The 12,717-nt window shown below is 44.7% G+C and carries 8 protein-coding genes; 3 read left to right on the top strand and 5 right to left on the bottom strand.

The genetic code is table 11. The annotated features are described in order from the left end of the window. Positions 1-104: 104 nt before the first annotated feature. From ABD960_RS01020 to ABD960_RS01000, 5 genes are all read right to left on the bottom strand, one after another. Positions 105-479: a hypothetical protein gene (locus tag ABD960_RS01020; protein ID WP_345328971.1), complete on the bottom strand. Its 375-nt coding sequence runs from the start codon at positions 477-479 to the stop codon at positions 105-107. Positions 480-486: 7 nt separating this feature from the next. Continuing rightward, a complete protein-coding gene (locus tag ABD960_RS01015; RefSeq protein WP_345328970.1) occupies positions 487-1,713 on the bottom strand; it encodes an ABC transporter permease in 1,227 nt (408 codons plus the stop codon). A gap of 24 nt (positions 1,714-1,737) precedes the next feature. After that, positions 1,738-2,379 carry an MBL fold metallo-hydrolase gene (locus ABD960_RS01010; protein ID WP_345328969.1) on the bottom strand — a complete coding sequence of 214 codons (642 nt, stop codon included), beginning with the start codon at positions 2,377-2,379 and terminating at the stop codon, positions 1,738-1,740. A 76-nt stretch (positions 2,380-2,455) separates the two neighbouring features. Beyond that, the gene (gene gldD, locus ABD960_RS01005) at positions 2,456-3,034 is read right to left on the bottom strand and encodes a gliding motility lipoprotein GldD (RefSeq protein WP_345328968.1); all 579 of its coding nucleotides are present in this window, start codon (positions 3,032-3,034) and stop codon (positions 2,456-2,458) included. Then, positions 3,031-3,831 (bottom strand): shikimate dehydrogenase family protein, encoded by an 801-nt coding sequence (locus tag ABD960_RS01000; protein WP_345328967.1) that lies wholly within the window; start codon positions 3,829-3,831, stop codon positions 3,031-3,033. Before ABD960_RS01000 ends, gldD begins: the two co-directional genes overlap by 4 nt. 329 nt (positions 3,832-4,160) lie before the next feature. On the opposite strand from ABD960_RS01000, the gene ABD960_RS00995 reads away from it, so the two are divergent. From ABD960_RS00995 to ABD960_RS00985, 3 genes are all read left to right on the top strand, one after another. Then, positions 4,161-7,346: a SusC/RagA family TonB-linked outer membrane protein gene (locus ABD960_RS00995; RefSeq protein ID WP_345328966.1), complete on the top strand. Its 3,186-nt coding sequence runs from the start codon at positions 4,161-4,163 to the stop codon at positions 7,344-7,346. Positions 7,347-7,366: 20 nt separating this feature from the next. Continuing rightward, entirely contained in the window at positions 7,367-8,989 is a 1,623-nt protein-coding gene (locus tag ABD960_RS00990) for a RagB/SusD family nutrient uptake outer membrane protein (RefSeq protein WP_345328965.1), read from the top strand. Positions 8,990-9,131: 142 nt separating this feature from the next. Beyond that, a complete protein-coding gene (locus tag ABD960_RS00985; RefSeq protein ID WP_345328964.1) occupies positions 9,132-12,710 on the top strand; it encodes a VCBS repeat-containing protein in 3,579 nt (1,192 codons plus the stop codon). Positions 12,711-12,717: the final 7 nt, after the last annotated feature.

The following is a 12,717-nucleotide window of genomic DNA, read 5'->3' as shown; positions in this document are numbered from 1 at the left end:
TTGTTAGGGCTGAAGCCGCATGGTTAAAGCTCAAAGCTATAGTAAAAAGCCATAAGCTGCCAATTTTGTTTTAACGTTTAAATAAAGATGAATGATCGCAGGCGTTAATGGCAAATATCCTGCGGTATAACCTTGGTTATCCTGATAAGTTTACGCACCACGAGGGTACTATCGTACTCGGCGCCCAGCCCGTCCTTGTCCGACGGTAGCTTGACACCCTCAACCTCCACATATACCGGCTCGTAAGGTTTTTCAAAGTTTAGCTGTGAGTATTGCAGTTCTAACTGCGCCGAGCTATCGGTAACCCAGAATTCCTTTTCGCGCCCGCATTCGCTGAAAGACTTTATTTCGGGGCCAAAGCTGTAAAGCCCCTTATATACATGCGGTTTACCATCCTGCTTATCGCCGCTGCATGATGCAAGCGCGGTCAACAAAATGGCCAAAACCAAAAAAACATATTTAACAGATGATGATTGCATCTTTTATTTATAGATCCTGTTTTATTTCACTTAATCCTTTAACACTCAATCTGGCACTTATGCCCGAGGCTATTACCGCTATGATGACCACTGTTAAAAATACCAGGCCAAAATCTGTAACCTTGATATCTACGGGATAAGCGTCAATAACCATTAACGAGCCATTGATGCGTACCAAACCGTACTGCTGCTGTAATATACAAAAAATGAGCCCTATAGCCAATCCGGCAATGCAACCGGCCACCGAGATCATCATACCCTCAAAAAAGAAAATGCCTTGTATAAGCCGTTTGCCGGCACCTAAACTGGTAAGTATGGCGATGTCCTTTTTCTTGTCAATAACCAGCATGGTTAACGAGCCTACAATATTAAACAAAGCAATAACCAGTACAAAGGTCAATATCATAAACACCGACCACCGTTCGTAGTTTAACGTTTTATATAATTCGGTATTTTGCTGAGCCCGGTTTTTTATATAAAAGTTACGGCCTATTTTTTCCTCTAACTCCTCCTGCACCGCATTGATGCTGGTTCCCTTTTTAAAATTCACTTCTAATGACGATACCTGCCGGGGCTCATCCAACAAGTCGCGGGCAAAATCCAACGGAACAACTACGATGTCATCAAAATCCTGCTGTATGCCAAACACGCCCGAGGGAGTTATATTACGCACCACAAACTCATTAAGCGGATTAGCCGCCGCGCTTGCGTTACGCCGTGGCGAATATATCTGCAGGTTAGCGTTGGGATCATAAACATTTACGCCGAGGCTGGCCTGTATTGTGGTACCAATTACGGCATAATCACGTCCGTCCATCCGCAAGGTAAATGATCCGGATAAGATGGTGCTATCCAGGTCGGTATTTTTTAAGAAGTCGGTGCTAACCCCTTTTAAGGTGCCGATGAACTGCTTGGTGCCATACCGAAGCAAGGCTTTCTCCTGCAACACACGGGTGTAAGAGAATACCCGCGGATCCTTCTGCAATTCGTTAAAGTGTATGGTGTCGGGGTTAAATGTTTTGCCCAGTTTGGCTTCAATCTTCAACTCCGGACTAAAATTGCTGTATAGGTTCAAAATCACCTTTTCAAACCCGTTAAATACCGACATGATAATGATCAAAGCCGCGCTGCCCACAAATACCCCAAGCATGGATATGCCTGATATGATATTGATGGCATGAACCTTCTTCCGTGAAAAAAGGTAGCGTTTGGCTATGTATACCGAGGTATTCAATTTATTACAGCAGTGTTAAACTAATTAATCGTTAAAAAAGGGATTGTAATGCTTTTCAAACCCTATGGTTGTTTCGGGCCCGTGACCCGGGTATACCGTACAATCATCAGGCAGGGTAAAAAGTTTTTCGCGAATGTTTTTTAATAGCTCCGCATGGTTACCGCCCGGCAGGTCGGTACGGCCAATGCTACCCCTGAAAAGCACATCGCCCCCTATCAGTATCCCATCCTTCTTATCGTAAAAACATAAATGCGCAGGCGAGTGGCCGGGCGCGAATATCAATTCAAGCGTAGTATTACCAAACGTGATGGTGCCGCTTTCAGGCAGATACTCATCAGGCAAGGGTGAATTATCATAACGGAAGCCCATTTGCTGCGCGCTAACCGGCGCATGGTCAAGTACCACGCTCTCGCCAATATGAAATTTAGGCTTTAAACCATATTGATCAAACACAAACTTATTGCCCAGCACATGGTCAATATGGCAATGGGTGTTTAGCAACAGTACCGGTTTCAGGTTATTTTCGGCAATATAATTTACCACCGCATTTTGTTCTGTACCTGTATACATGCCCGGATCTATAATGGCACACTCACCGCTATCATCATATAACAGATGCGTATTTTCCTGAAACGGGTTATTTACAAAAACCTCAACTTTAGCCATGCCAGCAAAAGTATTTAAATTAGCCTGAAAAGGTTGCTGTAAATAGTAAATTTTGACGGGGAGAATAAAGCATCGGTTATTTCCACCTAAAGCTTTTGATCATCATATCAACATCCTGCTTCACAAAATCGAGCACAGGCTGTATCGAGTCGAGCCGGGGCTCATTGCTAAAATACAGTGCACCGCGCAGGTAATGTTTGGTACTATCCGTTAAAAAAAACTGGATGGATGAAGCCGCGTTACCATCAATGGTATAATACAGGCCGTAAACGTTCCGGTCGGGATAGTTGATATATCCTTCATCAATAGATGTTGCCTTAATCGTATGCTTAAAAGCAAAGGTATGCGCATCCTCAACCAACTCGTTAAAAATCTTTTTTGAGGTTACAGGTTGGTAGCTCAAGTGCAGTATACCGTTAAACTGTTTAAAGTTCAGGTTGATCCAGCAGCTTTTGTTAACGGCTTTGGGGTCAGCAATTATATCTGCATACACCGGGTACTGAAAACTGTATGGGCAGCCCTCGTTATACTGGCGGTACACTTTTTCCGGGTAATAAATACGGAAATATCCGCGCGGCTTTGGCGAATAATCGACCTCGTTACTGCAAGCAGAAAGCAACAGTGCCCATACAACTATTAGTGCGATAATCCTCATGGATAGCGTTCGGTTGAGTTCCATATTACCCATGCCCGTTCTGCCTGCAATATCAGCATCTCGTGGCCGTTTTTCACGGTGGCGCCTGCTTCGGCTCCTTTTTGCATAAAAAGGGTTTGTTCGGGGTTGTATATCAGATCGTACAGTAAATGATCATCACTTATAGCCTCGTAAGGTATAGGCGGACACTCGTCAACCTTAGGCGATGTACCTACAGGTGTTGTATTGATGATAAGCTTATTTTCGGCTACCATTTCGGGCGTGAGCTGCTCAAAAAGTATGGTTCCGGGTTGCTCGCGGCGTGTTACTATTTTATAAGGGATCTCCAGTTTATCGAGCACATAAAAAACCGCTTTTGCCGCACCGCCGTTACCGAGTACCAAAGCACTTTTATGGCGCGATTTTAACAATGGCTTTAGCGATTCCTCAAACCCGTATATATCGGTATTGAAGCCTTCCAGCCTAAAATCATCGCCGCCAAAACCTACTTCACCCTGAAACGCTACCGATACCGGCGACTCCTTGTCAATACGGATAGTGTTTACTGCGCCGACATGCTTGGCTTCAGTATTCAGCCAGTCAATATATTGCATAACATCCACCTTATAAGGTATGGTAACGTTAAGGCCGCACAGGTCAGGATGCTGGTGCAAAAAGGCATTGAAATTACTGATGGACTCAATGGGATATAATTCGTAAACACAATCGGTTATACCTTCGCGCTCAAACTTTTCAGTAAAATATTTTTTTGAAAACGAATGGGAAAGCGGGTATCCTATAAGCCCGTATTTTTTCATGCAGACAGATATTTGGAATGGCGAATATAAACAATTGATAAATAAGTATTGGTTGATGTAATGCTTTTTAGCATTAGCTTATACTTATAAGATTATACGTATAAAATAAGCCTCAACATGGCCGTAACCATTATTATTTGTTGAACAGACAATTATCAAGCGGTTTTTGGCATCGATTGCAGAAATTTCTAAAATCCGTACATTTTGCCCTGAAAGCGATTAAAAAGCATCGAAAAATGGTAATTTAATACTATACCGCAGTAGTACCGTCTGTTAAATTTGTTTTATACAATTATTATAAACCAGTTCTCTAATCAAATTACAGTCACATGAAAAGAAATTTACTGTTTTTCAGGAACAGTAAGTGCCTCAGGCTTTACCTGTCTGTGTTACTTACTGCTTTCGCCTTTTTAAGCGCCCATGCCCAAGGCAAACGCGTTACGGGTACCGTTTCTGACAATGCAGGACCAATACCCGGCGCAAGTGTACGCGTAAAGGGCAGTACCGCAGGTACAACCACCACACCAACCGGTACCTACAGCCTGAACGTGCCCGATGGCGCGGTACTGGTAGTTACCTACGTGGGTTATGCCACGCAGGAAATTCCGGTTAATGATCGCAGCACTATTAACGTAACGCTGCTATCAAACAGCCAGTCGCTACAGGAAATTGTAGTTGTAGGCTACGGTACCACCCAGCGGAAGGATCTTACCGGCTCGGTAAGCTCGGTTAGTGCCGACCAGGTGGCAAAAGTACCTGTTACCCAGCTTGACCAGGCCCTTCAGGGCCGCGCGGCAGGTGTACAGGTAACCAATAATGACGGCGCCCCGGGTGCAAGCGTGAGCGTACAAATACGTGGTGTTGGTAGCTTAAGAAACAATGACCCGCTTTATGTAGTTGACGGATACCCGATAACCGGTGGTTTAAACAACATCAATCCGAACGATATTGCCACAATGGATATATTGAAAGATGCATCAGCAACCGCTATCTATGGTGTACGTGCAGCTAATGGTGTAGTTATCATTACCACTAAAAAGGGCCGTAAGGATGGCGTGCAGGTAGCGCTTGATTTGAATGGTTCAATTCAATCACGACCAAAAACTTACGATGTACTGAACGCACAGCAATGGGCAACCCTTGCAAACGAAACGCCCATTAACAAACTACCTGAGTGGAGCGATCCGGCATCACTTATAAACGCCGACTGGCAGGATGCAGTTTACCGTACCGGCTCAAGGCAAAACTATAACCTGGCTATACGCGGCGGCAACGAAAAGGTTCAAACTGCATTTTCAGCCGGTTATTTTGACCAAAAAGGTATTGTACTGGGCTCGTTCTTTAAACGTGTAAACTTAAGCACTAACGTTGATTATAACGCTACTAAATGGCTCAAAGCTAATACAAGCCTTAAGTATTCACGCCAAAACAGCGCCAATCCATTCGGAACCGGTAACCTGTTGCAATTAGCGGCCCTAATACCTACCGTAACAGGTAATAAGCTTACCGACCAGATAAAAGATGGCAACGGCAACTACGGTTATTACAACCCGGTTAACATTTATACCCGCAGCTGGAATAACCCAGTTTATTTTATCGAGACTCTGGACACCAAAAATCAGGGAAACTACTTTTTGAGCACAACTTCATTGGAGGCGACCATTGTTGACGGCCTGAAAGTAAAAACCAACCTGGGTATCAATGCTTCAGATAACTCAGGTTATTATTTCACACCTTCTGACTTACGCTCGCAACAACAATACGGCGTAGCCAGCTTGAACGCGTTGAGCACCTATTCACAAAATTCAAGTAACACTTATGAGTGGCTTTGGGAGAATACCATCTCTTACAGCAAAACATTCGGCAAACATTCTATTGACTTTGTAGGTGGTGTGTCTGAGCAGAAAACATCATTCCGCTCAATAGGCGGTAACGGTAACGATTTGCCAAGCAACGCCATACGCGATTTAAGCCAGGTAAAAAATCTAGTAGCATTTGGTAACCAGGTTATTACAACCCTCGCCTCTCAATTCGGGCGTATCAACTACAAGTTTGATGACAGATATTTATTAACGGCTACTGTTAGACGTGACGGTTCGTCAAAATTTTATACCGGTAACCAGTATGGTATATTTCCATCAGCTTCATTAGCCTGGCGTGTAAAACAGGAAGACTTTTTGAAAGATGTTAACTTCATCTCAGATCTGAAATTCCGTGCAGGCTATGGCGAGGTTGGTAACCAATCCGGTATCAACCCATTCCTTTTCCTCGCCCGTTATGGTTCAGGCGGCCCGGCTACCTCAAGCAGCAACGTTGGTTATCCTTTCGGAGGCTCATATCAAACCGGCCTTGCATTTCTGAATTTGGATAACCAGAATTTGAAATGGGAAACTTCACGCCAAACTAATATCGGTGTTGACCTGGCATTCCTGAACAATGATTTAGGTTTAACCGTTGACTACTACCGCAAAGACTCAAAAGACTTTTTGCTTGATGTACCCACGCCAACTCAATCAGGAACACCAACACAAGCACAAAATGCAGGCAGCATTCGTAACGAAGGATTTGAAATTTCCTTAAACTACAAGCGTCAGGTTTCATCAGATTTCAATTATAGCATAGGCTTAAACGTAACTACCGTTAGCAACAAATTGTTAAGCATAAACCGTAATTCTACATTTGTGAGAAACTTCGCAACGCTTACTGCAGCTTCAGGTAACGGATGGAATGAATTTAGCCGCACCTACATTGGTCAGGGCATTGGTGAATTCTATGGTTATCAAGCTTTAGGTATATTCCAAACACAGGCGGAGATTGACGCATTGGATGCTAACGCACCAGATGGGCACTACCAAGGTACAAGTGCGCAGGCAACTGTACCGGGCGACAGAAAGTTTAAGGACGTTAATGGCGACGGTGAGATCACCGCCGATGACCGCGTTAGTCTTGGTAGTCCGCTACCTAAATTCTTCGGTGGCTTTAACCTCGATCTGAATTACAAAGCTTTTGACTTTAACGCCTTCTTTTACGGCAGCTATGGTAACAAAATATTTAACTATGCAGCCCGCAGCCTCGAGAGCTTCCAGGCTTCACCATTTGTTGGTGTACAAAATGTTAGCGTAAATTACTACGAAAACCGCTGGACGCCTACTAACCCGTCAAACCGTTACGCCCGCGTGAATTACAACGATGATATCAGCGCCAATAACGTACCATCAAGCGTATATGTTGAAAATGGCAGCTATTTACGTTTGCGTAACGTAACACTGGGCTATACATTCCCCGGAGAATTGGCAAAAAGGCTAAGGGTGAGCAAAGTAAGGCTTGCATTATCCGCACAAAACATATTTACCATTACCAAGTACACCGGTCTTGATCCGGAAATTGGCCAGCCTGTTGGTACGGATACTAACAATCCTAACAATCAAATACAAGGCCCTACCGTTGCCGGTTTGGATGCAGGCACATACCCGCTTTCAAGATATTATACATTGGGCATTAACGTAACCTTTTAAGTGGAGGCTTCAAGATGAAAATGACTATAAAAATCAAAAGATATATTTACACAGTTTCGGCAGCTTTTGCAGTGATGCTGCCCCTGAGCTGCCAGAAAGGTTTCCTCGATCAGCGGGATTCATCTAATCCTACCGAGCAGTCGTTATTTGATAAACCGGCAGATGGTATAGCCTTAGTAAACGCAATTTACGATACTTACCAGAATGCTGATTTGATGAAAAAATCACTCTGGTATTATGCCAACTTTCAAACGCACGACTTTTTTAACTGGGGTAACGACCGTTTTTACAACACCTACTCCATACCGGCTACCTTTGGCGCTATACAGGTATTTTGGCAACGCGCATACATTGGTATAGCCCGCGCAAATTCGGCTCTGCCAATCATCGCCAAGATGAAAGATAATGGCATTTTAACGGAGGCGCTTGCTAACCGTTTAACCGGCGAAATTTACTTCTTACGCGGTATGACCTACTATTATCTGGCAGCAAGTTTTGGCGGCGTACCGTTAGAACTAACCACCGGCGTTAATGATGGTTTACGCCCGCGCAGCAGCCAGGACGAGGTTTTTGCACAAGTTGAAAGCGATTTAAAGCAAGCAGTTAATCTACTACCATGGCGTGAAGAGTATGAGGCCAGTGAATTGGGCCGCGCAACAAAAGGCGCTGCCTTAGGTTACCTGGGCGGCGCCCAAATGTGGCTTAAAAAGTATAGCGAAGCGCTTGCAAGCTTTAACCAGATTGAAGGAAAATATTCACTGCTGCCAAACTTTATTGACGTGCATGAATATGATAAGGAAAACAACGCCGAATCGCTTTTCGAGGTTCAGTTTATAGTAGCAGGTACCCAAAGCTGGGGCGGAAGTAACGAGGTTGCTTGGATAGGTTCATTTGGTATGCCTGAAGAGGTATCAAACTTTGGTTATGATTATGCTAACAAAGGCTTATATGATGGTTTCCAGGCTGGTGACCTGCGTAAAGTAGCCACGGTGATTGGCCCAGGTGACGAAAACCCAAGTCCTGGCATTAAAGCACGCGGCGGTATAAAATCATACCCGCTGGTTATTGCAGGCTTTAACAGCACCGATGCAGCAACAAAACTAAAATATACCGGCACTGACGGCAAAATTATTAACACCTGCGGTACAATAGCCCGCCCGTGGGTGGGTTCTGATAATACACAGCTGCGTAGCGGTTATTATAACGAAAAGATGTGGCGCGACCCAACACTTAACGGTAACTCAGGCGATGGTACAATCTTTGGCGCTCAAAACCAGATATTATTACGTTATGCCGAAGTATTATTGAGCAAGGCAGAGTGCCAGATACGTACCGGCGATGCAGCAGGAGGCCTTACCACGTTAAAACGTGTGCGTGACAGGGCATTTGGCGGCAGCGCGCCTGCTACCTTCATTAGCGAAGGCAAAACTATTACAGACCCATTGCAAATGGTTTACCATGAATATCGCCATGAGCTTTCGGGCGAATACTCAACCTTTTATAATTTGCGCAGGGCTGGTGTTGCAACCGCTTTCATACAGGAAGTTTATAATGTTACTATCCCAACAGGCCGTGAGTTATATCCTATACCGCAGTATGAAATAGGTTTAAACCAAAATCTAACGCAAAACCCAGGTTATTAATAGCCGAAAACCTTAATACAAAAGAGGCCGCTCTCCATAAAAGAGGGGCCTCTTTTGGCTTAATAACCACTTGCTTATTTAAAAATACCTTTTAATTTTGAAGAGGTAGCCGCCAGGCCGCCTGTCCTAATTATAAACGTGCATGATTAAACTTTACAACTCGCTTTTAGCGGTATTGCTGCTGCTGTTTTGTGCCTGCCAAAAGCCTGATACGCTTTTTGAGGATATGTCATCCGACCATACCGGCATACATTTTCGTAACGATATTATCGAGACTGACTCCATTAACCCGATGGATGTGGTAAACGTATATAACGGCGGTGGCGTAGGTATCGGCGATTTTAATAATGATGGGCTGCCCGATATTTATTTTACCGGCAACATGGTAGCCAATAAACTGTACCTCAACCGCGGCGATCTTAAGTTTGAAGACGTTACCAAAACCGCTAACGTTGATGGTGCTGGCCACTGGGGGCGCGGCGTGGCCGTTATCGATATCAATAACGACGGATGGCTCGACCTGTATGTTTGCAGCGCTATTTTGGCCAACCCTAAGTTACGCACCAATTTACTATACGTTAATCAGGGCAAAACTACCGATGGTGTTCCGCGCTTTAAGGAGATGGCGGCTGAATACGGTTTAAATATGAGCGAGCAGTCAGCCATGGCCAGCTTTTTTGATTACGATAACGATGGCGACCTGGATATGTACCTCACCGTAAATAATGCTACCGCTACCTATAACCCCAGCATATTCGGCAAGGATTTTTACCAGCCCGACCGTAAATCAGGCCGCTTATACCGAAACGATTGGAACGATAAGTTTAAACACCCGGTATATACTGATATAACGGTACAAGCAGGTGTTACGCGCGACGGCTACGGGCATGGCGCATCAACCGTTGATATTAACAACGATGGCTGGAAGGACATTTATGTATCTAATGACTTTATATCCAGCAATATCCTGTTCATCAACAATCACGACGGCACATTTACCGACCGTTCGATGGAATATTTTAAGCATACCGCTTATAACGCCATGGGTCAGGATGTGATCGACATTAATAATGATGGACTGCCCGATGTAATAGAACTGGACATGAACCCAGAGGATAACTATCGTAAAAAGATGATGCTCGGGCCCAACATGTATCAAACCTATCAAAACTTTGATAATTATACTACGCAATACCAGTACGTGCGCAACACCCTGCAATTGAACCAGGGGCCGCGGATAGTGAACGGAAAGCCCGGGGCTCCTGCATTTGCCGAGATCGGTTTTTTAAGCGGCATTGCACAAACAGACTGGAGCTGGACACCGCTTGTAGCCGATTATAATAATGACGGCTACCGCGATGTGATTATCACCAACGGTTTCCCCAAGGATGTATCCGACCATGATTTCATGGCCTACCGCCAGCGTGCCTATTCTGTAGCATCTAAAAAGGAAATATTGGCCCAGATACCGCAGATCAAACTGCACAATTACGCTTACCTGAACAACGGCGATCTAACCTTTCAGGATGTAAGCAAGGACTGGGGATTTGAGGTAAAAAACTTTTCGAGCGGCGGCGTTTATGCTGATCTGGATAACGATGGCGACCTGGATGTGGTGATAAACAATATTAATGACGAAGCATCGGTATACCGTAATACCTCAAGGGATGATAAGGAAAAGCTGGCCAATCAGCATTACCTAAAGATCAGCTTTGTGGGCGATAAGTTTAATGTAAACGGCCTGGGTGCCACGGCAGAAATCTATTACGATCATGGCAAAACGCAGGTTTATGAAAATACGCCTTACCGTGGTTATGTATCAAGCCTTGAAGGTACCGCGCACTTTGGCTTAGGGAAAGTAGCTAAAGTAGATTCGGTTATTATTAAATGGCCGGGCATCAACAAATGCCAAAAACTGGTTAGTGTTAAGGCCGATGCTAAATTAACTGTAAAACAATCTAATGCGAAACAACCCTTCACCTGGGGTTACAAACAAACCGTGCAGCCGCTGTTTAATGAAGTTACAGATTCGCTCGGCATAAAGTATGTAAATCAGGATATGGATTTTATCGACTTTAATATCCAGAAATTATTGCCGCATAAGTTTTCGGAGTATAGTCCGGCGCTGGCGGTGGGTGATGTTGACGGAAACGGCATTGAGGATATGATTATCGGTGGCAGTCTGTACAACCCTGCTCAGATACTTTTACAACAAGCCAACGGAAAATTTATACAGCAGGCCTTCAGCAAGCAAACCGCTGATATGAAAAGCAACTATAAGGACGAAGGCTTGTTGTTGTTTGATGCCGACGGCGATGGCGACCTTGACCTTTACGCCAGCAGCGGCGGCTACCATGAAGGGCCCGAAAGCGTCGCTTACCAGGATAGATTTTATGTAAACGATGGCAAAAGCAATTTTACACTTGCTAACAATGCCCTGCCTGCGAATACTACCAGCAAGCTATGTGTTCGTGCTTGCGACTATAACCAGGATGGCAAGCCCGACCTGTTTGTTTCCGGCCGGGTATCGCCGTGGAATTATCCTAAACCGGTATCGAGCTTTATATTGAGGAACGACAGCCAGAACGGGCAGGTTAAATTTACAGATGTTACCAAAGAAGTAGCCCCTGCCCTGCTCAACATCGGCATGGTTTGCGATGCGCTGTTCAGCGATTTTAATAACGACAACAAACCCGACCTGATATTGGCCGGTGAATTTATGCCGGTAACTTTTTTGGCTAACAAAGGCGGCAAGTTTGAAAATGTAACCGCATCATCGGGCATTGAAAATAGAACCGGCTGGTGGAATACCATTGTAGCCGGCGATTTCAGGCACACCGGCCGTATGGACTACATTGTGGGCAACGGCGGTACCAATACCATTTACCAGGCCAGCGAAAAATACCCGGTATCTGTTATCGCGAAGGATTTTGATAAGAACGGCAGTTTCGGGGTAATACCATCTATTTATTTCCCAGACTCGAACGGTGTAAAACGGGAATACCCTGCTGTAGGCCGTGATGACCTGCTCAAGCAAAATATCAGCTTTAAAAAAAGATATACCAATTACCGCTCTTTCGCCACCGCGACTATGGACGAGTTACTTACGCCCGAACAGCGCGAAAGTGCCATTAAATTAAGCGCCAACACCATGCAATCGTGCTATTTGCGCAATGATGGCAATGGCAAATTCACCATTATTCCGTTGCCGCAAATGGCACAAATATCAGTGCTTAACGGCATGGTGGCTGATGATTTTGACGGCGATGGCAACCTCGATGTGGTTATCAATGGCAATAATTATGGCACCGAGGTTTCAACCGGGCGTTACGACGCGCTTAACGGACTCCTTTTAAAAGGCGATGGCAAAGGCAACTTTACCCCTCTCTCCATTATGCAAAGCGGTATTTATCTGCCGGGGAATGGTAAGGCGCTTGCCAAACTACAAAACAGCAAAGGCGGTTATTTAATTGCTTCCACCCAGCACCGCGGCAAATTGCAGGTATTGCAATTGAACAAACCTGTACGCAACATAGCTATTAAACCGGATGACAGGAGCGCTAAGATCAGCTACCAGGATGGCAAACAGCAAAAGCAAGAGTTTTATTATGGCTCATCGTTCCTTTCGCAATCGGGCAGGTTTTTAACCCTGGGCAAAAATGTATCAGCCGTTACCGTAACCAATAACAAAGGTCAAAGCCGAAGCATCGCCTTGAAATAATATATAC

The sequence above is a fragment of the Mucilaginibacter defluvii genome (assembly GCF_039543225.1).
Taxonomy (GTDB): Bacteria; Bacteroidota; Bacteroidia; order Sphingobacteriales; family Sphingobacteriaceae; genus Mucilaginibacter; species Mucilaginibacter defluvii.
The sequence above is the reverse complement of the archived record's forward strand: the minus strand, read 5'-3'. Positions and strand labels throughout refer to the sequence as shown.